The sequence below is a fragment of the Penaeicola halotolerans genome (genome assembly GCF_016464625.1).
GTDB lineage: Bacteria > Bacteroidota > Bacteroidia > Cytophagales > Cyclobacteriaceae > Penaeicola > Penaeicola halotolerans.
In genome coordinates this window covers 165,445-189,485 of sequence record NZ_JAEAGO010000003.1, presented here as the reverse complement: position 1 = coordinate 189,485, position 24,041 = coordinate 165,445, and the positions used below count along the sequence as shown (strand labels likewise).

Below are 24,041 nucleotides of genomic sequence, written 5' to 3'. Positions count from 1 at the left end.
GTTCTTAGCTATTTATACTAAGAACCCTGATAGGCTTGAATTTGATTGTTTAATGGCTTTGGATGCTGATAGCACTCAGGATAGGTTTTCCTTTTATGGCATCCAAGGTTACTTTAATCCCCTCACCGTTTTGAGCTTTGATGAGGTATTTTTTCCTAATGGGATAATTATACCCGTAGTCCTTCAGTAAGTCTAAGGCAGGAAGTACTTTCTTGTCATTGATGATCACATCAAATATGCGTAAACCTCCCGGATGATCTGGGGACTCTATGCCATCTACAAATCTCCTAGACTTTGGAAAAGGCTCTACCATCAACAGCTCCACAGTGTACCAACCGTCAGGCACATCAGCGTTGAAGCTAGCGATTCCTTCTGACATAGTTTGATAGAGCGGATCTAAATCATTTTCTGTCAAGATATCCTCTTTTGTTCCTATTTTATTACCTACATATAATGGTTTTCCTGATACACTTCCCCAGCTGCCTTTTTCATAAGCTTGATCGATGATCCATATGACATTGCCTTTATCATCTCTAAAGCTGTGATTACTGCCAAGATTCACCCGTAGGTTTACAGGTTCTCCTTTTTCAAATCTTTTTGGCACTCCTTTAAAATGTATGGCTATTTGGTCAATTTCTTCTAAAGATCCTCTTGTAGCTTTTGCAGAAAAATTGTTATCACCTTCAGTAAAATCAACCTCCCAGATCGCTTGCTTATTTACTACCAGTTTTTCTCCCAGAGATTTGCCATTATGATAAAGCGTTACTTTCTCCATATTACTGTAGATCTGTACTGGAAGTCTCGCACTATTTTGATCAGAAGTGACACTACTTCGATTTGTCCAGCCAGTTTCAGCGATTTTAAGAAATGGCTTATCTAATAGGTAAGCCTGAAACAAATAATAGACATCTTTTGGCTTTCTATCAGAGGTCATGATGCCTTTGTTGTTGAGATGTGGATTGGTATCGATCCTTCTTTCAGAACTAAAGTCTATTAAATTCCATACAGTAGCCCCAGAGATATAAGGTCTCTCATGTATTTGCTTCAAAAAACTCTCTAAAAAACGCTTTTGACCTTCAACACTGAAATCAAATTTTTCAGGTTTTGTACTGTGAATCCTTTCATCGCTTCCTGCACCGAATTCACTGATGAAATGGATTCTATTTGGATACTTTTGGTGTTGCTCATCCATGAACTTTCCAAAATCATCAAATGCATCATAATACCAGCCGTGATAGAGGTTCCAACTGACTATTTGAGGGATTTTAGCTATTTGGGAGCTTTCATAGAGGGGATAGTTGTGCAGTGCCATAGCGGTATATCGACTTGGATCTTCTGTTCTCGCCACTTGTTCTAATCGTTGAGCGAGTGCCACTGTATGTGCTGTATGAGCATCTACTATGCTACTATCTATAAATCTGTGTGCCCAGTAGATTTCATTCATATATCCCCAGATGATGACAGAGGGGTGGTTATAGTGCTGCCGGATCATTTCTATGAGCATGACTTCTGCATTGTTATCATGTTGGGCTGATAGTGTGACTTCATTGACTAGTGGAGTTTCTTCCCAGACCAGCAGTCCCAACTTGTCTGCAGCAGCTAGCACTGCTGGGTCTTGTGGGTAATGAGCCAGTCTTACTACATTGGCACCCATATCTTTAATGAGCTTGAGGTCCCTGTAGTGTTGTTCGTCACTAAGGGCATTACCATTACCCATGTAATCTTGATGTCTGTTAGCACCTATCAGTTTAAGCGGTTGGCCATTGATCCTAAAGCCCTCATTTGCATCAAAGTCAAAGGTTCTGATTCCAAAATGAAATGCTTGCTCATCTATCACTTCACCATCAATGAGTAAATTGGCCTCTAATTGGTATAGATTAGGAGCATCTGGACTCCAAAGCATTGGGTTTTTAATCCAGATTTCATCGATTTCAAAAGATGCCTTTTCCCCATTTAAAGCGACTTTTTGATGATGTGACTTTGTACTATTACCATTTGGATCGATCACATTTATCTGTAAGGTTATATTTCGTTTAGAGGAGGTGTGATTCTGTATAGCACCTCTGATTTTAAGCTGAGCTTGATCGCCATTGACCTGTGGTGTGGATAGGTAGATGCCTTTACTTCCATGATCAGACAGGTCGAAGTGAATCTTATTTGTTTCTATCAGCCACAGGTCTCTATAGATACCACCAAAAAAAGTGAAGTCTGCTGAGAGAGGCGCGATGTCTGGATCATGTGCATTAGTCACCTTTACTGCAAGAGTATTATCATTTGCTGTGATGTAGGGACTGATATCAAGGGTGAATGCCGAGTAACCGCCTTTATGTTCGCCTACAAACTGACCATTGATATAGACTGAGGCTACTTGATTAGCCCCTTCAAAGTGTAGGAAATATTGTTTGTTTTGAAGATCAAAAGCACCCTCTAGCTCCCTAAAGTACCAGGCTGGTCCACGATAGTAGCCTCTCTCATCATCAGCTAATACATCTTTGTCATTCCAAGTATGCGGGATGTTGACTGTTTGCCATGATTGTGCTAAGTGATCAATGTCGGCTATGGAATAGTCTCCCTTAGAAAATTTCCACAGGCTATTGATGGTAGATGTAGTTCTGACTTGAGCTAGTGCAGAGGTGAAGGCATTCAAGCAGAAAGCTAGAATGAGAAGTCTGTATGACAAAGTGTTCATTAAACGTGTATTTTGAGTTTTTAAGCTCCAATACAAGCAAATGAAGTGTAAAATTAAAAATCGTTAAAAGCTGCATAAAATTAACACAAAATTTTAATGTTCAAAATTTGATACTGATAAATGCATCCCTCATTTTTAAGGAAGTATTTATATGATATCTATCCGAAACATTTTCTACTGCCTATTCAAGCTTTTGATTTGCATTAGCTTTTCTTACCATGTCCATGGTCAAGGACTAGATTATAGTGATTTTAAATTTGAAAGAATTGGTGTCAAAAATGGCTTATCGCAAAGCTCAGTATTAAGCTTACATCAAGACAGCTATGGATTTATATGGATCGGAACCCGAGATGGGCTTAATTTATATGACGGATACGTTTTTGATGTTTTTAAGCATGAAGTAGGGGACTCATCTACCCTAGGAGGTAATATCATCTATGACATAGCTGAAGATGATAGGGGGGATATCTGGGTAGTGTCAGAAAATGGATTAAGTAAGTACGATAGGACTTTAGGTATTTTTATCAATTATGAATTGCCACAAGCAACTTATGAAGCTACTCCATTTAATGTCATTTACATAGATGATAAAAATCAAATTTGGATAGGTGGTCGCTATGGATTATTTAATTTTAACCAGCAGTCCGAAATGTTTGAACCACAGGACGATCCCATTTTTAACGGAATAGGGATGATCAGTGCGATCACCTCTGATGAAATGGGCAATATCTGGGTAGGTGGATCTAGGCTTGGTCTGTATAAAATCAATCAAAATGGAAAGGTAGAAAAAGTTAAAACCTCATATGCTCAAAGTTATGAAGCGAGAATAGAGGCTATCGCTTTTTCAGATAGAGGCATCTGGCTAGGTACTTATGGTGATGGTCTTTTTCTCATTGACTTCTCTGGTAAACCTCTAGCTCACTACCACACTGGAGCCTATAGTAAAGATTTAGTGCTTTCAAATAATAACATTAGAGTACTCCAACATGACAAAGAAGGACAACTCTGGGTAGGGACTTTCAATGGTTTAAACTTAATCTCAGATGGTAAAATATCTAAAAGAATAAACTTTCAAGAAGGAGATGCCAAAGGGCTTTCTCATGGAAGTATCAGGGCTTTATTGTTAGATCAAAAAGGATCTATGTGGGTAGGAACTTACTTTGGAGGCATCAACTTATTTGATATTGAAAACCAAAAATTCAAACATTATTATCACGTACCAACTGACCTTTCTTCGTTAAGCTATGATGTGGTAGGGGCATTTGTAGAAGATGCAGAAGGAAATAAATATATCGGCACTGAGCGTGGAGGGATCAACTTTGTCAATAAAAATAAGGATACGCATAAGATCATAGGTAATGCACAGTCTACTGTAAAAGCCATTTTAAGGGATAAGCAAGATCAGATTTGGGTTGGCATATTTAGAGAAGGGCTACATCTTTTGGATAAGAGTCAAAATTCGCTGATTAAATATCCTGGTGAACAATCTTCTAATTATATATCACTAAGTCAATCTATTATCAATTGCATAGTAGAAGATGCCAACAATGGCTTGTGGATAGGAACAGATAGTGATGGAGGACTTTATTTTTTCAATACAATAAGAAGACAATATGAGTCTTTTATAGGAGAGGACTTAGTGCATGACTTTCTTAAAAACTATCCTGTAAAAAATATTCTTCAGCGATCAGATGGTACTCTCATATTGGCTACTAAGGGTAAAGGGATTGTAGTTTTTGATCCAAAAAGTGGTAATATAACTCCCTATGAGCAAGGACTGGTGAATGGTGTATCAGTCAGAGTAGATGAGTTTAATCATGTATTTGAAGACGCTGATGGTACCCTTTGGCTAGCGTCTAATGGGGAAGGAGTGTTTGCTTTTGATCCAAATAGTGAGGAATTGAGGCAGTTTCATACGGGCAATGGATTAGCCAACAATATCGTACTTGGAACACTTCAAGATGATCTAGGGCAAATATGGTTTGTTTGCTTGGATGGCTTATCTAAATGGACTCCTCATTTAGGGCAAACTTTCAAAAATTATAATTTCAATTCTGGATTTCCGCTGGAAGAAATTAATGAGGGAGCTTTTTATAAATTGAAATCAGGGGACTTTTTGATCGGTGGGAGTAATGGCTATGTGATGCTAGACCCGATCAAACTAGAAAGTAATAGCTACATTCCTCCTGTGGTTTTGACTAGTCTGAGCATTTCAAATAAAGAAATATCTCCTAGGGATCCGACAGGAATTCTAAGTAAAGAGCTTAATAAAACAGAACAAATTGTCATTGATTACTTTCAATCCATTTTGACACTTGAGTTTGCCGCGCTCAATTATATCAGGCCTGAGAACAATCAATATGCTTACAAACTGGAGGGTTTTGATCAAGACTGGGTGTACAGTGGTGATAGAAGAAGCGTGACGTATACCAACTTACCCGATGGAACTTACACATTTCTAGTAAAGGGATCTAATAATGATGGCGTATGGAATGAGACTCCCAAGACGTTAGAAGTGATTGTTTTACCACCACCTTGGCGTACTTGGTGGGCTATATGCTTGTATGGTGTAGGTATCTTACTTGGCTTTTGGATCATCAGGTACAATGCTGTCAAAAGTACCCAGCTAAAAAGTAACCTTAAGCTAGAACAGTTAGAAAAGGAAAAGTGGAAGGAAATTCATGATCTAAAGCTTAAATATTTTATAGATGTTTCTCATGAGTTTAGGACACCACTTACACTGATTTTGAGTCCCCTTGAAGAGATCATTAATAGTAAAATAGGAGATCAGTGGCTAAAGAGTAGGTTGAAAATCATGCTCTTTAATGCTAAAAGGCTATTGCATCTCATCGATCAGATCTTAGAGATTAGAGAGATAGAAACGGGTCATCACAAATTGAACTTGAGGCCAGTGTACCTTGATGCCTTGATGCAGGAAGTGATAGATAGCTTTAGAGCTATGGCAGATAAGCGAAAAATCAAACTTAGCTATGTCAAAACTGATGTTAGAGAAGTTCCCTTATTGATAGATCAAGACAAACTAGAGAAAATCTTTTTCAATTTGTTATCAAATGCCTTTAAGTTTACTGAGGAAGGTGGTGAGATTACAGTTGGTTTGAAACTAGACAAAGATGATCGATACCTTTTCTCAGTACAGGATACGGGTTCAGGAATAGCACCCGAGGATTTAGGGAGAGTTTTTGATAGATTTTTTAAAACAGGTCAAAATAATTATGGCGCAGGGATAGGTCTTTCGCTCACACAGTCTTTAGTGAATATACTAGGAGGGGAGATAAATGTATCAAGCAAGTTTGGGGAGGGGACTCTTTTTGAGTTTTGGTTGCCTTTTGATCCTGCTACAAATCAAGGCAATAGTGCATCTCCAGAGCCATTCACTAAACCTATTCCACTTGAATATCAAGATACCCCACTAATTATCTCTAGTGAACAATCAAAAGAGGAGAAAGAGCTCATCTTAATTGTAGAGGATCATCAGGAGCTGAGGAGATTTTTGAAGGATCATCTTAAAAATGAATTTGAGATAAGCACTGCGAAAGACGGAAAATCAGGACTTGAAAAAGTAAAAAGAAAAGGGCCAGCCTTAATCATCAGTGATGTGATGATGCCAGAAATGGATGGTTTTGAGCTATGCAAAGCGATCAAATCAACAAATGAATTAAGTCATATTCCAGTCATCTTGCTAACTGCTAAAAACTCACAAATGAATAGGTTGGAAGGTTTGGAGTATGGAGCAGATGATTATATCAGCAAGCCTTTCAATATTTTGGAGCTCAAAGCAAGAATTAAAAATATTTTAATCAATCGTAAATTACTCCAAAATAAATATAGAGAAGCCAGATCAGATATATCTTCAGAAGAGTCCACTAAGCAAGGGTTTGATGAGCAACTGATACAAAAGCTTTATGAGATATTAAAGGAGAATGTAGATCAACCTAACCTTACTGTAGATTTTTTAGGAGAGAAAGTTGGAATGAGTAGGGTGCATTTGTTCAGGAAATTAAAAGCCCTAACAGGTCTTTCTCCATCGGATTTCATCAAAGAATATAGAATGAAGATGGCTTTAAAGATGTTGCAATCTGGCAAGTACAGAATAGCTGATGTGGCTTATGCAGTCGGATTTCAAGATGTGCCATACTTTAGTAAGGTCTTCAAAAAAACGTATGGACAAAGTCCTTCTGTTTACAAAGATGATATGGATTGATATGAAAGCTTTAAATAAATATTACTTCTTATGTTTTTTCCTTCTCATGAGTGCCTGTCAAACTAAGATAGTACCAAAGCCGATGGATTTTAAGCTCGCAGGGGGACAAGTCCTACGCTTGGCTGATTTTCCTTCTGAGCATGTCACCCCTCGACATATAGACATATGGCTGCCAGCGGACTATGATGAGCAGAGGGCTTATCAAGTGCTCTACATGCACGATGGTCAAATGCTCTATGATAGTACCACCACATGGAATAGGCAGGAGTGGGGTGTAGATGAAGTAATGACTAGCCTACGCTCGGAGGAAAAAGTCCCACCAACAATCGTAGTAGGTATCTGGAATGCAAACAAAGAAAGACATGCAGATTATTTTCCTCAGAAACCTTTTGAGTCACTGTCCTCAGATTATCAAAAGTGGCTATTAGAAGAATCTACGCTTTTCGTCCATGATGTTAGTTCTGATGCTTATTTGCGGTTTATTGTCGAGGAGTTAAAGCCATACATAGATACTCACTATGCTACGCTTCCAGATCAAGCACATACTTTTATAGCAGGATCAAGCATGGGTGGATTGATCTCGATGTATGCGCTCTGTGAGTATCCAGAGGTGTTTTCTGCAGCTGCTTGCCTATCTACTCACTGGATAGGGGTTTTTGACGATAGCAGAGCGGACATTCCGCAGTCATTTTTAGCATACTTAAAAGACCATTTGCCTGATCCTGCTTCACACAAACTATATTTTGACTTTGGCACAGAAGCGCTTGATGCTTACTATGAGAAATATCAGCTTCAGGTAGATCAAGTCATGAGAGATAAAGGATATACTTCAGACAGTTGGCAAACTATGAAGATTGAAGGTGCAGCACATGCAGAAGCAGACTGGAAGCAAAGACTTCACATTCCTTTACAGTTTATCTTGAGTGATTAGGAGACCCAAGGTAAGTTTTAGATGGTTTGCTTCCTCTCCCCTGAGATAGTATCTTAGCTTTTCAACCATTTTACGCTTATGCATTCATTGAAAATAGCCCTAGACTGGACAGTCAATACCAATCATATTGGATTCGTAGTAGCCAAAGAGCTCGGATTTTACCAAGATCTTGGTATAGCCTTAGACTTGGTTACTCCAGATCAGGACGACTATCAAGTCACCCCAGCTAAAAAGCTAGAGCTTGGACAAGTGGATTTTGCGCTCTGTCCTATGGAGAGTGTACTCAGCTACCGCACCAAAGCGAAGCCATTTGCAGTCAAAGCTATAGCTGCCCTCTTTAAGTCAGATATCAGTGCGATCGTGACGCTCAAGCGAGCAGATGTTCGGTCTCCCAAGGACTTAGATGGAAAGATTTATGCTTCCTATCAGGCCAGGTATGAAGATCATATAGTCAAAGAGATGATCAAAAATGATGGAGGAAAAGGGAATATCAAAATCACGTATCCTGCTAAGCTTGGGATATGGAATACACTCCTCGAAGGCACAGCGGATGCTACTTGGATCTTTGATAATTGGGAAGGCGTAGAAGCTGCTAGAAATGGTGTGGCACTATCTACTTTCAAAATGGAAGACTTTGGAATTCCCTACAGTTATTCGCCAGTAATCATGGCCTCAGAGGATAAGATGAATAAGCTTCAGGCTATTTATCGAGCATTTCTGCAAGCATCTAAAAAGGGCTTTTTACATGCCGCTGCCAACCCATTACAAGTAGTTAAAATCATGGAAGCTTACATGCCATCAGGATCACATGATCTCGGATTTTTATTGGATAGTCAGCTCTATACTTCACAGTATTATGGAGATGAAGCTAACTGGGGACAGATGGATATGGCTAAGGTGCAGGAATACCTCGACTGGATCTATGCAAAGGGTTTAGAAGTGAGTGAATTGTCAGCTAAGGACTTGGTAACCAATGCACTTTTATAATTGGGCTAAAGTATTCTAAATAAAGGATAAGCTGTGTATCTTTAGTGAACCAAGACAGCTGTTATGAAAACTAATTTAAAAGAAAAGTTCGATAAGATTAAAGATCACTGGCATCCATACATCATAGGTGATCTAAATGACAACTATGTCAAGCTGGCCAAACTACAGGGGGATTTTGTATGGCATCAGCATGATCTAGAAGATGAACTTTTTGTAGTAATCAGCGGCACTTTGATGATGGATTTTAATGATGGGACGACTGTAGAGACTCGCGCAGGGGAAGTCATCTTGGTGCCAAAAGGTGTACAGCACAAGCCATGGACGAGAGAGGGAGAGGAAGCTTGTGTCATGCTAGTAGAGCCTAAGTCTACCAAGCATACTGGAGAGGTCAAATCAGCGCAGACTGTGGAAAATCTGACTTGGATTTGACAGAACGATCGACATTTAAACCAAAACAAATATGAAAAAGAAAGCCCAGCTCATCTGTTCGGTACTATTGGCGATACTTTTTGTCAATAGTGGTCTCAACAAATTTTTCAATTATTTCCCTATGCCAGAAGACATGCCACAAGAAGTAGTGGATGACTTTGTAGCACTACAAGAAATCGTTTGGCTCATGCCGCTGATCTCTATCGTAGAGATCATAGCTGGGCTAATGCTCATCCCGAGAAAGACTAGATTACTAGCCGCTGTGATTTTGACACCTATCATGGTAGGGATCACTTTGACCCATTTGACTGTAGCACCTGATGGTTTACCTATTGTCGTCTTGATGCTCGCAGTGATGACATGGATCATGTTTGATCGTAAAGAGCAGTTGATGGGACTCTTAAAGTAGGCTATTTTTATTAAGGGAAAAGGGATTTTATGGAAACGAAGGATTTTGATTATCTCAGGGATGAGCTATCTCTGCGTGCTAAAAATGGTTTGGACTTCACTTTGGCAGCTTCTGTTGTGTGGGCACTTATCGCTATTATATGGACGATAGATGAAGCTGATGCGTATGATAAGTCTGTACTTACTTTTATCGTAGGAGGGATTTTATTGCCCTTAGCTTTTACTTTTTCTAAAGTGCTAAAGACCAATTGGAAAGTAAAAAACAATCCACTCCAGCCGCTTGGTCTTTGGCTCAACTTTGCACAGCTCTTTTATTTCCCTTTTTTGTTTTTTTGCCTTTTACGCTATCCTCAATATTTCTTGATGGCTTATGCGATCATCACTGGAGCACATTTCTTCCCTTATGCATGGTATTATCGTACAGCATGGTATGCTGTATTTGCAGGTATCGTGAGTTTCGGTGCTTTGATGATTGGCTATCAAGCTTTTACAGGAGAGCAATTTGTGATTGGTATTTTCACCAGTGCTTGCTTAGCGCTGCTTTCTATTTTCCTATATGTAGATTTTAATAGACGCAAACAAAGGTGGTATTTGTAGAATAGTTAGTTTACTACAAATCAATCACCAATGGCTGAGGACTAAAACATAGGATGAAAATCACTAAACAAACCCATCCTAATAATTTCCTTCTTTTGCTCAAAGGCTCATCAAATAGGGCAGGTGGATGCCCGATTCCTAGTACTCTACCGATGAGAAACCCATAAAGTAGCCATCCTTGATAGCCTGCCGCATGAGGCCAAAACTGTGAGATCAAGTATTGACCCAAAACAATACTCACCGCTGCAAGGAGTTTATTACTTTTGCGCCAACCAGTTGTGTGAAAACAGATGTAAAGAAATCCCGTGTAAAGCGGAATGCTAAAGATCAATTCTTCTACGGCATGATATGGTGATACAATGCCTAGCCCCGAATAAAAGAGTAAAGCAATGAAAAGCGCAATGCTAATAGGCTTATGTCGATGTCTCCCGAACAAACCGAAGATAACATGCCCACCATCTAGCTGACCAATAGGAAGAAGATTGAGTGCAGTAAAGAGTAGCCCAAGATACCCAGCAAATAGGATGGGGTAGTGGATCACCTCATAAGCGTTAGGCATCTTATCAGAATCTGCGAATGTGTCTTCAAGTAAACTAAAGAGTAAATTATAGCCAAGTCTGAGTTTGACCCCTGACTCATCTTCAAAGACATAATCCTTGAAGTCACCTTGAAATGCTGCATACTCAGGATGTACTTCATAAATAAAATCAGGCTCAGGAAGGTGTGTAAAGCCATAAATTAACACGCTTACTGCTATGATAAATCCAGCCAAAGGTCCTGCTATGCCTATGTCAAAGTATTCCTTCCTTGATTTGATGAAGCCTTTGATTCGGATCACTGCCCCAAAAGTACCAATAGAGGGAGCTCCCAAGAATCCTAACCAACCCGGCATAAAAGTGGGTAGCGTCACATCGATCTTATAGTACCGAGCCATAAAGTAATGCCCTAACTCATGCACCATGAGGAAGCTCAAAAAAGAAATGGTATAGGGGAGTGCGCCCCAAAGATGTTTCCATTCAGGTTGCGCTTCTTCGACCATAATGAATTTGCCATAGGTCCATTCCATCCCAGCCAATGTTGTACACACTGCTGTAAGCAAGAAGAGCAATATATGCTTTATGTAAGTTTTACGATCGTGCATATCGTATTAATTGAGCTAGTTGACTAGGATTCTCTAGATGAAAAACTTGATAACCTACAGCTGCTGCCGCTTCTATATTGACAAGCATGTCATCTATGAAAAGTGTCTCCTCAGGTAGGATACTCGCTTGCTGAGCTACCGTTTGATAGATAGTAGCTTCGGGCTTTCTCATACCCATCTCATAGCTAAGAAAAAGGTGAGTAAATATATCTTTAAAGCCATTTATGGAGTGATTCTCAGCGAGCCTTCTTTCTACTTCTACGAAGTGGATAGGATTTGTATTGCTCAGCATATAGAGTGCATGATTTTCAGCCAATGACTGTAGCAAGGCTACACGCTCTCGAGGGATGTCTAAAAGCAAAGTATTCCAAAGCGCATCGATGTCCTCATCTGTCAATCCAGATAGGCCAAGCGTTCTCAATTCCTCTCTAAACTCTCCCGAGGAAATATAGCCTCTTTCATAGCGGTCATGAAGGTCTGATTGAAAAAACGCACTCACGGTATCTTGAGCGGTGCTAGGTAATTTACTTTGTAAGGCTTTGATAGTTAAAGGGATATCAATATCGATGATTACACCCCCTAAATCGAAGAGAAAATTCTTTATATTTTTTAATTCCAAGACCCTTATTTATTTGTGTAATTGAGGACAAATATGTAACATTGCAGTCCCAAAATCAAGGTATTTCAGTAATGAAAAGCTTTTGACTAGGGAAAATAAAGATTCACTTCTTTAGGGCCTATAACTCAGTTGGTTAGAGTAACTGACTCATAATCAGTAAGTCCCTGGTTCGAGCCCAGGTGGGCCCACTAAAAAGCCCTATACGTTGAGTATAGGGCTTTTCTTTTTATTTGCAGTATAAAATGCAGTACTAACTTATCTCAGCTTGAGCGTATAAACACCACTCTGTGCAGTGATGAAAAGCGTCTTACCATCACTACCACCAAAGGCCAAATTAGTAGGTACCTGAGGGACAGTGATAGTACCTAGCTGAGTGCCATTAGAATCAAATACCAAGATACCACCAGGCCCTGTAGACCATACATTTCCTTTATCGTCCACTTTGATTCCGTCTGGAAGTCCTTTGGCAGGCTCATCACCAGCTTCATACAAAAGTGTGCGATTGGCCAAAGTGCCCTCAGTAGTTACTTCATATTTGGCGATGATTCTATTAGCCGCATCTGATTGCGTGACATAGAGATATTGCTCATCAGGAGAAAATGCCAAACCATTTGGTCTGGTAAATGTGCTGTCCAAAAGGGTCATTTCACCATTTTGAAAGCGATATACTCCATTGTACTTGACTTCTTTATCCTCACTGTCATCTTGTCCATTGAGCCCATAAGGAGGATCAGTGAAGTAGTAGCTGCCATTAGAATGTTGCACTACATCATTAGGACTATTGAGCTTAGCACCTTGATAGTTGTCTACCAAGATAGCTGATGAGTCTGGTCTAAAATACACACGAAGTGCTCTGCCAGAGTGTTCAGCGGCTATCAGATGGCTCATGCTGTTGTAGATGAGTCCATTAGAGTTTTGAGAAGGTGTGATATAGTCAGAGACTTCACCAGCCTCCGTTACTTGATGGATGGTATTGCCAGGAATATCACTAAATAACCAAGCTTCTAAGGCAGGTGACCAAACTGGCCCTTCTGTAAAGCCAAAGCCATCTGCTAAGAGTGTAGGAGTAGCTCCTTCTGCTATCAGTGCTGCAAGCGGATCATCTTCTTTTTCTGCCGAGGGACTACTACAGGCAGTCCATCCCAGTGTCAAAATCGCTAACAAGCAGGTATTGATGTTTGATTTTTTCATATTATCGAGTGATTGGTCTTGGGAATACGGCTAAGCTTTCGTGTCCATTGGCACCGACAGCCTGCACGGCAAAGAAGTAGTTGTCCTTAGAGTAAGGAAGCTCTATCATGGTATCTGTAGTAAAGAATTTTTTCTCCCAAACAGACTGATCTGTTTCTCTCATCAGTACATAGTACCCTTTGGCAGTTCCTGTCTTTGGTGCTTCCCATCTGAGGGTGGTTGCATTGCCAAGGACACGAACATCGATACCTACATTTTGTGGTTGCTCTGGCGCCATGGCTAAACTGGCGAGGGTCGCAAGGTTAACCCCTGATGCTTTTCTCACATATTCGAAGTCTACAAATTCCACCAAGTCACCGTATTGGATACCATTTTCTACGCGAACATCTTGGTGTTGTTGGTTGTAGTTTTCATTCATCTCACAAAGTCTCACAGCAGTAAATCCTCTCTCAGCAAATGCTGTATGGTCTCCACCTCTAAGGAACCTGTCGTTTCTATAGATGAGCTTCACTTCTAGTTGGTCTACATAGCGCTCACCGATTTCTTTGACATATCTCGCTAACTGGCGTGATTTGCTATCATTTTCACCATTGGTATAGCCTCTCACGAGTGCTTCTTGATCTGTCTCAGCCATTGGTACACCTTCAGAAAATACTCTGAGTCTTGTGTTGTCATTGATGTTTGTTTCAGAGCTAGAGCTATTACCTATCATATCATTATTGAGCATGGCGGTGATGTTCCAGTTTTCTGTTTTAGCCTTTTCAGCGAGGTATCTAGCGCCTTTCAGACCTTGCTCTTCACCTGTCACTGCGACAAATAGGATAGTGGCAGGAAACTCTCGAGTCGCCATGATGCGGGCAAGTTCCATTACAGCTGCTACACCAGATCCATCATCATTGGCTCCAGGAGCTGCGATTTCTCCATTCATGACATTGCTAGCACGGCTATCAAGGTGACCTGATATAATGAATACCCTGTCATCATTTGGATCAGTACCTTTAAGTGTAGCCATCACATTGCCGATAGGGAGGTCTTCTCTGATACGTCTGCCATCTGCTTTGATCACAAACTCATCTATCTCTGCAGTCATGCGTCCATTGGAAGTTTTAGCGACTTCTTGAAAGTGTCTGAGCACATATTGCATCGCTGCGCCTACTCCTTTATCCTTGTCTTTTTGTGTGCTGAGGGTGTTTCTTGTGCCATAACTAACCATGTCAGTGACATACTTTTCTAGGTTTTCAGCAGAGATCTCATTGACCATTTTAGCAATCTCAGGATCACGTTTGATGATAGTCGTCTGTGCTATACTCGGTAGGCTCGTAGCCAATACTGCGAACACTAGTATAGCTGTATAAATTTTCTTCATTACTTTAGGTTTGTTTAGTACTAGAGGATACTTTTATAGTCAAGCAATATAAATATAAATTTTCCATGAAAACGATATCATTTCCATTAAAAGACGAATACCCTTCCTATTACGGTACATACTTGGGATATGTGGAAAAGGTGACTGATATTTTAGCTTTTGCGGAGGCACAAATAGCAGAAGTACGCTCTCTCTTTGGTTCTTTGACAGCGGTACAGGCTGACTTTGCCTATGCTGAGGGAAAGTGGTCTGCGAAGCAACTTCTTGGTCACTTGATCGATACAGAGAAGATTATGCTTTATCGTGCGCTTTCGTTTGCTAGAGGTGAGCAGCAGTCCTTGGCAGGCTTTGATGAAAACGCTTATGTAGCCAATGGCGGATTCGAAAAGAGATCTATTGCGGATCTATTAGAAGACTTTGAGCTAGGTAGAAGGGTCTATTTAAAGACTATCTCAAGTTTTGGAGATCATACTTTTGCGCATTTGGGCAAAGCTAACAACTACCCAATGTCCGTTCAAGCCATCGCGTATATGATCCCTGGGCACGTAGCACATCACATGGCCGTTTATCAGACGCGTTATTTACCAGTTTTACCTCGATAAGTATGTTTGAATACGATCCACATAAGCAATATCCAAAGCAAACCGAAAGTCGTGTGATCATTAGGTTTCAAGACTGTGACCCCCTGCAGCACCTCAATAATGCTAAGTACTTTGATTACTTTTTCAATGCTCGAGAAGATCAAGTGCCGAAGCTTTATGGTGTAGAGATCATGGATTTTATCAAAAAGTACAAGGCCGCTTGGGTAGTGTATAATCACCAAATCAGCTATGTCCGTCCAGCCAATGTAGGCGAATGGGTGCGCATCATGTCACGAGTCATTTGGTATAACGAAAACAGCCTAGTGGTAGAGTACTATATGACAGATGACAACGAACAAGAGCTGAAGACCTTGCTCTGGACTACGCTGAGATACATCGATATGAAAACGGCTAAGACTACACCACATGAGGGGGCAGTTTTAGATTACCTCAAAGCGGCACTAGTTCCAGGGGTAGATTTTCAAAACCTTACCATGCGTGAGCGCATCAAGCAGATCAAGGAAGAACTGAAATAAAAATCATAAAAGAGATACCATGTCTATCAAAAAAGAATCAGAACTCATCGGAATGCAGCTTGTAAGCCAAGCAGTAGCTTATACGCTAAAGCAAATGACGCAATATGCAAGGCCTGGCATGTCTACTAAGGAGCTAGATGAATATGGTGCTACGATATTAAAGCAGTTTGGAGCAAAATCAGCGCCTTATATGACCTATGGTTTTCCAGGTTGGACGTGTATCAGTGTAGACGATGAGTTTTGTCATGGTATCCCATCTTCCCGTAGGATTCTAAAAGAAGGAGATCTGATCAATATTGATGTCTCAGCGGAATTGAATGGTTTTTGGTCAGATAATGGCAACTCATTTGTCTTGGGCAAAGATGTTCATGGGCATCAAGCTTTGGTAGATACTTCAAGGGATATTTTGAAAAAAGCCCTTGATAATATATCTGGAGGAGTGAAAATAGCGGATATAGGCTACCTAATAGAAACAGAAGCTAAGAAAGCTGGGTATAAGGTCATCAAGAATCTAGCGGGACATGGTATCGGAAGGAGCCTTCACGAGCAACCTGATGAACTGCTGAATTACAGAAATAGATTTGATCAGCGGAGGTTTAAGCAAAACTCTGTAGTGGCTATCGAGACATTCATAGCTACGGATTCTCACTATGCTGATACCACTGCTGACGGCTGGACGATGGTCGGCAATCGGGGAGGCTACATGGCACAGCATGAGCACACTATACTTGTCACAGATAGCAAGCCAGTGATCCTCACAGCTGCCAATGGTGTCTAAAACAAAATAGGCTTGATACATTGCACCAAGCCTATTTTGTTTGGATTAACCTTTATTATTTTTTGAGACTATCTGCCTTGTCTAGTTTTCTCAAACTCAAAAAGGAAGTCACTAAGCCTAATCCACCAAAAAGGAAGATAGTACTCATATAGAGAGGGCCTTCTTCATAGATTTTTACTTCTGCTACAGTGCTAATGATCAATGCGGTCAGGATACCTAATCCAACACCAGTCAACATCAAGCCAAGCACTAGTACAATGCTGTATGCAGGATGTCTTCTGCGCTTGTTAGGGTCAGCCTGAAACAAAGAGGCATCTGCTCCTGCAGCTATAAGTGCCATACGCTCCTTATTTCTAGTAAAGAGTGTGTAATAAATACAGCCAAAAACAGTAGCACAAAGCGTAAGAATAATTAAAACAGCTTCCATGATTTTAAATTTAGGTTTAAAGTTTAAGTGATTTTGCTCTTTTGACAGAGCTTAAGGTATACTGGTTACATCTCGTATTGAAAATTTTTATCAATGCATTATTCAAGTTTTTCTGTAACCGGCTTATTTATTAGCTTGTCTAAGTATTCGTATGCGCGCAAGATTGGAAGAAAAGCAAGTTTTAACAGTCATCAAAGAGGTGAAAAAAGGCGATACTAAAGCCTTTAATCTCCTCATCCAAGCGTATCAGTCGGAAGTATTTTCACTGTGTATGCGCATGCTTAAAAACAGAGAAGATGCGGAAGAAATCGCACAAGATGCCTTTGTATCTGCTTATAGGAAGCTGGACACTTTTCAAGCCACATCGAAATTTGGCACTTGGCTCTACAGGATAGCGTATAATAAATGTCTCAATAAACTTGAGTCCAATAAAAAATTTCGGATGGATGTGGAGTGGCAGGAAGCATACCAAACATATTCTAGCTCTGAGAGTAGTATGGATGAGTTGACTACCAAAGAGCGCCAGCAATTTATCCTTTTGGCACTGGATCAGTTGCAGGAGTATGAGGCAGTTTTGCTTAACTTATACTATCAAAACGAGTGTACGCTAGCTGAGATGCAGGAGATATTAGAAGTGCCTAAGGAAAGGCTCAAAGTGCAACTTCATCGTGCTAGAAAGCGTTTTGAAATAGCATTAGAAGGAATATTGAAGGGTGAGGTAAAAAGCATATTGTAAACATGAAAGAAGAATCGATCAAAAAATGGCTCAAAGAAGCAAATGAAAGTCCTAGTTCGGATTTTTCTAAGCGAGTCATGCATAGCATAGATACTTTAGAAACTAAAAGTGCTCCTGAAACAATTGATGCTAGCTCTTCAGTGATCTATCTGGTTCCAGTGTTATTTGTAATTATTTTAATCATCAGCGTGATTTCGCTTCGATCATTTGACATCACTTTTCCAGATTTGGAGATGCCATCAGTGAATCTGCCAGATCTGAAGATCAATCCACTTTGGGTCTTTTCTACTCTCTTTATATGTAGTGGACTTTGGGTTTGGCTATGGTACGAAAAGCGATACTACTACAAAGAGGATTAAAGTAAAAAAGTCCGATATGAAACTCATATCGGACTTTTTGTATCGATTAGTTTGTTTAGATAAGTCCTAATACCATCAAAAGTGAAACTCCTCCTGCTGCTCCTGAGAGGACTAAGTTCCACTCTCTTTTTGGGGCTTTTAATTTATCTACAAAGATAAAAGCAAGAACAAGAGTGATCATCACGATCAATATCTGACCTAGTTCCAAGCCAATATTGAAGGCAAGAAGCTCTAAAACAATGCTGTCTTGCATAGCTAGTAAACTTCTCAAATAGCCTGAGAAGCCTAATCCGTGAATCAGACCAAAACCACAAGCGATGAGGTATTTGATAGTGGCACTTTGTTTGACATTTTTCTCTCCCTTAGTCAAGAAGATATTGAAAAGACAAGTGAGAAGAATGGTCAAAGGGATAGCTTTTTCCACTAATGTCTGAGATACCATGATCACTTCAAAAGTAGCTAATACTAAAGTGATAGAGTGACCTATCGTGAAGGCTGTGACCATCCATAGGATGCCTCGCCAGTCTTTGAGTGTGTAGATTGCACAGAGCGCTACGATGAAGAGGATGTGATCATAACCTTGAAGATCAGAGATATGCTCAAAACCAAGCTTTAGAAATAAAGAAAAGTCAGACATGAATGATTAGGTTTAAGTTTTTAATGTTTCTCAATTTTATGGTAAATTATGTCTTTATTCCGTTTTTTTACACAAACGGTCGAAATGCTTATGCTAAAAATGAACAAATTTGACATTATAAATTATGAATACCATGCTTAGTTTCCTCGTTTGGATAGGGTTGTTTTTCAATCAGCACCCACTCTACATGTCCAACACCATCATCAAATATGAAGAGAGTAAGAAGGCATTGAGTGTGCGGGTACAAATCTTTGAGACAGATATTCAGGAGGTCCTGCAGATCACTCATGGGATAGATATCGTCAGTGATGCTAAAAATCCGAATATTCAAAAATACATCGATGAATATGTATGGGATAATCTCAAAATCAAAATAGATGGAAAGTCTCGCAAGGATTTTACTTTTCTCAAAAAGAGTAAAAACTATGATGCGCTGATATTTGAGTATGAGATCAAGAGTGTGCCGACCAAACCTAAAAAGTTAGAGGTGGAAGCGACTTATCTCATGGAGCTGTTTGCCGAGCAGACCAACATTGTAGCACTCATCGTGGGCAGTACTAAGCGGACTTTCCCACTAAAGGAGTTTAATATCAAGGCAGAAATAAATCCATAAATCAAATACCTAATACAACTAAACTAAACGCACATGCTAAAGAAGAATTTTTACTTTTTCCTAGCCATCTTTTTCGTTTTCGCCTTTACACCAAAGGCTACAGAAAATGTGGATCTGGACATGGTCTACAAGATCAAAAGAGAAGGCTTGTCAAACTCTACAGTAAGAGATTTGTCATATTATTTAACAGACTATTTAGGACCAAGACTATCTGGGTCTTCCAATCTTAGAAGAGCGAGAAATTGGTCAGCTGAGAAATTTAAAGAGTGGGGTCTTCAAAACGTGAAGATTGATTCTTATGGTGAGTTTGGTAGAGGTTGGGATATCAAGAAGTCATATTTAGCAATGACTACTCCTTACTATCAGCAGTTGATCGCTACGCCTAAGGCTTGGACAGATGGTACTGATGGTCCAGTGAGTTCAGAAGTAGTCTTGGTGAAAATCGACTCTGAGGAAGACTTTGCTAAATACAAAGGCAAGTTGAAAGGTAAAGTGGTAACACTTCCTTCTACACTTTCTGTCACTACATCATTTGATCCATCTGCTAGAAGATGGACTGATGAGCAGCTAGATGGGATGAAAGAGGTCAATGTCAACGTAAGTGGCGGTCGTACACCGATGAGTCCTGCACAACTTGCTCAAATGAGAAATGCAAGAGCACTTAATCAAAAAATCAACGATTTCTTTTTGGAAGAAGGTGTAGCCTTGAAACTAACGGGCACTAGAGGTAGCTTCGGTACAGTATTTCACTCTACTGGAGGATCATACTCTACAGACAAAAGAAAAACACTCCCTGAGCTTGAGCTGTCAGCTGAGCACTGGGGTCGTATGGTCAGATTGATAGAAAACGGCCAGACAGTATCAGTAGATGCTGAAGTACAAGTAGAGTGGTTAGATGATGACTACAAAGGTTACAATGTATTGGCTGAGATCCCTGGAACAGACAAAAACTTAAAGTCTGAGATCGTCCTACTAGGCGCTCACTTAGACTCTTGGCATGCAGGTACTGGTGCTAATGATAACGGTGCTGGTGTGATTGTGATGATGGAAGCGATTCGTATCTTGAAGACACTAGGTGTACAGCCTAAGCGTACGATTCGTATCGCACTTTGGGGTGAAGAGGAGCAGGGTCTATATGGCTCTAGAGGCTACATCCAAAAGTACGTAGCGGACAGACAAACTTATGAGAAAAAGGGTGAGTGGGACAAAATCTCAGCTTACTACAACTTAGATAATGGTTCTGGTAAAATCAGAGGTATCAATACACAAAGCAATGATGCTGTGGTGCCGATCTTTGAATCATGGTTTGCGCCTTTCCATGAGCTAGGTGCCAAGACGATCGCCAACAGATCAGTAGGTTCTACAGATCACGTAGCATTCGAGGCTGTAGGTATCCCAGGATTCCAATTTATCCAAGATCCTATCGACTATGGTAGAGGCTATCATACTAATATGGACGTATACGAAAGACTGCAAATGGCTGATATGGCACAAGCGGCCACTATCGTAGCTTCCCTAGTGTACAATACTGCACAGAGAGACGAGAAACTACCAAGAAAACCTTGGTGTAAACAATAATTTGATTGTAATAAAGAAGAGGTCATTCAGCAATGGATGGCCTTTTCGTTTTTATAGAGACTATTAGCAAGCTAAATTTCTAAATCAGACTTTTTGAGTGTATATTTCGAACTGAAAAACTGTTATTTAGTTAAAAATAAAATAATGTTCTGTTTTGAACAGAAGTGATTTGATCAAAACCCAAATATTAACATGATAGGATTACCCCGCTCTATTTACAATGAAGACCATGAGATGTTCAGGCAGTCAGTTAGGGACTTTGTTGCTAAAGAAATCACACCCAATAATGCTACCTGGGAAAAAGATAAAATGGTCTCTCGTGAGTCATGGAAGAAATTAGGCGAAAATGGCTTCTTAGTGATCCAAGCACCAGAAGAATTTGGCGGCTTAGGTATCAATGATTTCCGATTCAATGCAGCATTTATAGAGGAGTTAGGGCTTAGCGGCTGTAGTGGACCTGCGATTGGCTATCCACTTCACAATGACATCGTAGCACCATACTTGATCCACTACGCTACTGAGGCGGCTAAGAAGAAATATCTACCTAAAATGATCTCTGGAGACTACATCGCAGCTGTAGCCATGACTGAACCAGGCGCAGGTAGTGACTTACAGGGTATCAGAGCTACAGCAGAAGATCAAGGAGATCACTATGTCATCAATGGCTCCAAGACTTTTATCACCAATGGCTACTTAGCAGATGTCGTAGTGGTAGCTGCTAAAACAGACCCTACTAAAGGTGCTAAAGGAATCAGCTTATTTTTAGTAGACAGCACCATGCCTGGATTTAGCAAAGGTAAACCATTCGAAAAAGTAGGTTTGCATGCACAGGATACTTGTGAATTATTTTTCGAAGATGTCAAAGTGCCTAAAGAAAATCTCCTAGGAAAAGTAGGAGAAGGATTCGTATACCTCATGACAGAGCTTGCACAAGAAAGATTAGTTGTGGCTCTTGCCGCTTTGGCCCTTGCAGAGAGTACTTATCAGATCACTGTGGAATATGTGAAAGAGCGTCCAGCCTTTGGTAAGACGGTGGCAGATTTTCAAAACACCAAGTATCAACTCGCACAGTTGGCTACAGAACTCCAAATGGGCAGAGTTTACTGTGATAAACTAGTAGAACTGCACCAAGAAGGTCAACTCGATGGAGCCAATGCCTCAGCTGCTAAACTCGCAATGACAGAGCTACAGTGTAAGGTAGCTGATGTTTGTGTGCAACTTCACGGTGGATATGGCTATATGTGGGAATACCAAGTAGCGAGAGCCTATGCAGATGCTCGTGTGCAGCGAATCTATGCTGGTACCAATGAGATCATGAAAGAATTGATCGCAAGAAAAATATTGAAGTAAAGCGATTTTCTTTTCAGAAATTAAGCCCTTTTAAGAGAAATCTTTGAGGGCTTTTTTCATTTTATGGCCTTTTATACTATATTTAAAGGTATGCATGCCGAATGACTGGCAGCGGATTTTTGACCCAAAATAAACCAATAAACCATGCAAAAATATCCTTGGCTAAAGAACTATCCTGAGGGGGTGCCTCATGAAGTGGATCCAGATCAGTTTTCATCCGTGATGGATCTCTTAGAAGAAAGTGTAAAGAAGTTTGGAGATAAAGAAGCCTATGTATGTATGGGCAAATCTATCACCTTCAATGAGTTAGACAAACTCTCTAGAAACTTCGCTGCTTATCTACAGCATGAACTTAAACTACAAAAAGGAGATCGTGTAGCTATTCAAATGCCCAATATGCTTCAGTACCCTGTAGCGCTTTTTGGCATATTAAGAGCAGGGATGATCGTGGTCAATACCAATCCACTCTATACAGCTAGTGAGATGAAGCATCAGTTCAAGGATGCAGATATAGCCGCTGTGGTGATTGTAGCCAATTTTGCGCATAACTTAGAGAAAATCCAAGGTGAGATTCCTGCCAAGCATATCATCATCACCGAAATCGGAGACATGCTCGGTGGACTTAAAGGAGGTATCGTCAATTTCGTAGTGAAGCATATCAAAAAGATGGTGCCAGCCTATAGCCTTCCTCAAGCCATTAAATTCAATGCGGTACTTAAAGCAGGTGCTAATCTTAAGTATGATAGACCTGAAGTAAAATCTTCAGATATAGCATTTTTACAGTACACTGGTGGAACTACCGGTGTGTCAAAAGGGGCAGCGCTGACGCAGCGAAACATAGTTGCTAATATGCAGCAGATCTCTGCTTGGTTTGGTAAAGACCTGCATGAAGGCAAGGAGATTGTGATTACCGCTTTGCCACTCTATCATATTTTTGCACTGACAGTCAACTGTCTAGCTATGCTCAAGCTAGGCGCTAAGAATATATTGGTGACTAATCCTAGAGATATGAAGGCCTTCATCAAAGACCTGAATAGCTATCCATTTACTATACTTACTGGAGTGAATACCCTTTTTAATGGGTTACTCAATCAGCCCGATTTTGCTAAGATCAACTTTAGCAGTTTCAAGATAGCTGTAGGAGGTGGTATGGCGGTTCAAGATGCCGTAGCTAAGAAATGGAAACAAGTCACAGGGGTGTCACTAGCTGAGGGTTATGGTCTCACAGAAACATCACCTGTAGCGAGTTGCAATCCAATCAATGGAACAGAACGAATTGGTACGATCGGTATCCCACTACCAAATACGGAGATGAAGATCATGGATGATGCTGGCAATGAAGTAGCTTTAGGCGAGCCAGGCGAAATCTGCATCAAAGGTCCACAAGTCATGTCGGGCTACTGGAGGAGACAAGATGAGACGGATAAAGTCATGAATGGAGAATGGTTTAAATCAGGTGATATCGGTATTGTAGATGCAGACGGTTTCTTCAAGATCGTAGATCGCAAGAAAGAGATGATCCTCGTGTCAGGCTTCAATGTCTATCCAAATGAAGTGGAAAACTGTCTCGCTGAAAATCCAAAGGTTTTGGAATCTGGTGTGATAGGTATGCCAGATGAGCGTTCTACCGAGCGTGTAGTAGCCTATGTCGTAGCCAAAGACAAGTCTGTGACTGCTGAAGAACTGATCGCGCATTGTAAGGAGAATCTAACTAACTACAAAGTGCCTAAAGAGGTACACTTCATAGACGAGCTTCCAAAATCGAATGTAGGTAAAATACTCCGAAGAAAAATCAAGGAGCTACATGAAGCTAAATAAGTCTATAAATAGAAACTCCCAAGTATGATTGTTACTTGGGAGTTTTGT

General features: G+C 40.3%; 22 protein-coding genes and 1 tRNA gene. 16 read left to right on the top strand and 7 right to left on the bottom strand.

Going from position 1 to position 24,041, the window contains the following annotated elements:
• Positions 1–49: 49 nt before the first annotated feature.
• Positions 50–2,689, bottom strand: coding sequence for a glycoside hydrolase family 2 TIM barrel-domain containing protein (locus I5349_RS08435; RefSeq protein ID WP_226390319.1), 2,640 nt, complete (start codon positions 2,687–2,689; stop codon positions 50–52).
• 151 nt (positions 2,690–2,840) lie between these two features.
• On the opposite strand from I5349_RS08435, the gene I5349_RS08430 reads away from it, so the two are divergent.
• From I5349_RS08430 to I5349_RS08405, 6 genes are all read left to right on the top strand, one after another.
• Complete coding sequence (locus I5349_RS08430) at positions 2,841–6,911, top strand: two-component regulator propeller domain-containing protein (protein ID WP_226390318.1); 4,071 nt, start codon at positions 2,841–2,843, stop codon at positions 6,909–6,911.
• 82 nt (positions 6,912–6,993) lie between these two features.
• The gene (locus I5349_RS08425; RefSeq protein ID WP_226390317.1) at positions 6,994–7,842 is read left to right on the top strand and encodes an alpha/beta hydrolase; all 849 of its coding nucleotides are present in this window, start codon (positions 6,994–6,996) and stop codon (positions 7,840–7,842) included.
• Positions 7,843–7,920: 78 nt separating this feature from the next.
• Positions 7,921–8,829: an ABC transporter substrate-binding protein gene (locus I5349_RS08420; RefSeq protein WP_226390316.1), complete on the top strand. Its 909-nt coding sequence runs from the start codon at positions 7,921–7,923 to the stop codon at positions 8,827–8,829.
• Between the two features lie 63 nt (positions 8,830–8,892).
• Positions 8,893–9,258, top strand: a complete 366-nt coding sequence (locus tag I5349_RS08415) for a cupin domain-containing protein (protein ID WP_226390315.1) — start codon at positions 8,893–8,895, stop codon at positions 9,256–9,258.
• Positions 9,259–9,289: 31 nt separating this feature from the next.
• On the top strand, positions 9,290–9,667 hold the full coding sequence (locus tag I5349_RS08410) for a DoxX family protein (protein ID WP_226390314.1): 378 nt from the start codon (positions 9,290–9,292) through the stop codon (positions 9,665–9,667).
• 29 nt (positions 9,668–9,696) lie between these two features.
• A complete protein-coding gene (locus I5349_RS08405) occupies positions 9,697–10,263 on the top strand; it encodes a DUF7010 family protein (RefSeq protein ID WP_226390313.1) in 567 nt (188 codons plus the stop codon).
• A 13-nt stretch (positions 10,264–10,276) separates the two neighbouring features.
• Here I5349_RS08405 and I5349_RS08400 read toward each other — a convergent pair whose 3' ends face one another.
• Together I5349_RS08400 and I5349_RS08395 are read right to left on the bottom strand one after the other, a co-directional pair.
• Positions 10,277–11,404: a site-2 protease family protein gene (locus tag I5349_RS08400; protein WP_226390312.1), complete on the bottom strand. Its 1,128-nt coding sequence runs from the start codon at positions 11,402–11,404 to the stop codon at positions 10,277–10,279.
• Positions 11,391–12,023, bottom strand: a complete 633-nt coding sequence (locus I5349_RS08395) for an HAD family hydrolase (protein ID WP_226390311.1) — start codon at positions 12,021–12,023, stop codon at positions 11,391–11,393. Before I5349_RS08395 ends, I5349_RS08400 begins: the two co-directional genes overlap by 14 nt.
• 114 nt (positions 12,024–12,137) lie before the next feature.
• Between I5349_RS08395 and I5349_RS08390 the strand changes: the two genes are divergently transcribed.
• A tRNA-Ile gene (locus I5349_RS08390) sits at positions 12,138–12,211 on the top strand.
• A gap of 67 nt (positions 12,212–12,278) precedes the next feature.
• On the opposite strand, the gene I5349_RS08385 is transcribed toward I5349_RS08390, so the two are convergent.
• Both I5349_RS08385 and I5349_RS08380 read right to left on the bottom strand, forming a co-directional pair.
• Positions 12,279–13,214, bottom strand: a complete 936-nt coding sequence (locus I5349_RS08385) for an SMP-30/gluconolactonase/LRE family protein (RefSeq protein ID WP_226390310.1) — start codon at positions 13,212–13,214, stop codon at positions 12,279–12,281.
• Position 13,215: 1 nt separating this feature from the next.
• The gene (locus tag I5349_RS08380; RefSeq protein ID WP_226390309.1) at positions 13,216–14,580 is read right to left on the bottom strand and encodes a M20/M25/M40 family metallo-hydrolase; all 1,365 of its coding nucleotides are present in this window, start codon (positions 14,578–14,580) and stop codon (positions 13,216–13,218) included.
• Positions 14,581–14,645: 65 nt separating this feature from the next.
• Here I5349_RS08380 and I5349_RS08375 point away from each other — a divergent pair, with 65 nt between their 5' ends.
• The 3 genes from I5349_RS08375 to map are packed head-to-tail and all read left to right on the top strand — an operon-like array spanning position 14,646 to position 16,475.
• Positions 14,646–15,182: a DinB family protein gene (locus I5349_RS08375; protein WP_226390308.1), complete on the top strand. Its 537-nt coding sequence runs from the start codon at positions 14,646–14,648 to the stop codon at positions 15,180–15,182.
• Between the two features lie 2 nt (positions 15,183–15,184).
• The gene (locus I5349_RS08370; RefSeq protein WP_226390307.1) at positions 15,185–15,697 is read left to right on the top strand and encodes an acyl-CoA thioesterase; all 513 of its coding nucleotides are present in this window, start codon (positions 15,185–15,187) and stop codon (positions 15,695–15,697) included.
• 19 nt (positions 15,698–15,716) lie between these two features.
• Positions 15,717–16,475 carry a type I methionyl aminopeptidase gene (map, locus tag I5349_RS08365; RefSeq protein ID WP_226390306.1) on the top strand — a complete coding sequence of 253 codons (759 nt, stop codon included), beginning with the start codon at positions 15,717–15,719 and terminating at the stop codon, positions 16,473–16,475.
• 55 nt (positions 16,476–16,530) lie between these two features.
• Here map and I5349_RS08360 read toward each other — a convergent pair whose 3' ends face one another.
• Positions 16,531–16,902 (bottom strand): DUF6249 domain-containing protein, encoded by a 372-nt coding sequence (locus tag I5349_RS08360; protein WP_226390305.1) that lies wholly within the window; start codon positions 16,900–16,902, stop codon positions 16,531–16,533.
• Positions 16,903–17,053: 151 nt separating this feature from the next.
• Here I5349_RS08360 and I5349_RS08355 point away from each other — a divergent pair, with 151 nt between their 5' ends.
• Positions 17,054–17,638: an RNA polymerase sigma factor gene (locus I5349_RS08355; RefSeq protein ID WP_226390304.1), complete on the top strand. Its 585-nt coding sequence runs from the start codon at positions 17,054–17,056 to the stop codon at positions 17,636–17,638.
• Positions 17,639–17,640: 2 nt separating this feature from the next.
• Positions 17,641–17,997: a hypothetical protein gene (locus tag I5349_RS08350; protein WP_226390303.1), complete on the top strand. Its 357-nt coding sequence runs from the start codon at positions 17,641–17,643 to the stop codon at positions 17,995–17,997.
• 55 nt (positions 17,998–18,052) lie between these two features.
• On the opposite strand, the gene I5349_RS08345 is transcribed toward I5349_RS08350, so the two are convergent.
• Positions 18,053–18,634, bottom strand: coding sequence for a HupE/UreJ family protein (locus I5349_RS08345; protein ID WP_226390302.1), 582 nt, complete (start codon positions 18,632–18,634; stop codon positions 18,053–18,055).
• A 133-nt stretch (positions 18,635–18,767) separates the two neighbouring features.
• Between I5349_RS08345 and I5349_RS08340 the strand changes: the two genes are divergently transcribed.
• The 4 genes from I5349_RS08340 to I5349_RS08325 all read left to right on the top strand — a co-directional run bounded on the left by I5349_RS08340 (position 18,768) and on the right by I5349_RS08325 (position 23,993).
• Positions 18,768–19,247 (top strand): DUF6702 family protein, encoded by a 480-nt coding sequence (locus I5349_RS08340; RefSeq protein ID WP_226390301.1) that lies wholly within the window; start codon positions 18,768–18,770, stop codon positions 19,245–19,247.
• 33 nt (positions 19,248–19,280) lie between these two features.
• Entirely contained in the window at positions 19,281–20,825 is a 1,545-nt protein-coding gene (locus tag I5349_RS08335) for a M20/M25/M40 family metallo-hydrolase (protein WP_226390300.1), read from the top strand.
• A 192-nt stretch (positions 20,826–21,017) separates the two neighbouring features.
• A complete protein-coding gene (locus tag I5349_RS08330; protein ID WP_226390299.1) occupies positions 21,018–22,175 on the top strand; it encodes an acyl-CoA dehydrogenase family protein in 1,158 nt (385 codons plus the stop codon).
• Between the two features lie 144 nt (positions 22,176–22,319).
• Complete coding sequence (locus I5349_RS08325; RefSeq protein WP_226390298.1) at positions 22,320–23,993, top strand: AMP-binding protein; 1,674 nt, start codon at positions 22,320–22,322, stop codon at positions 23,991–23,993.
• Positions 23,994–24,041: the final 48 nt, after the last annotated feature.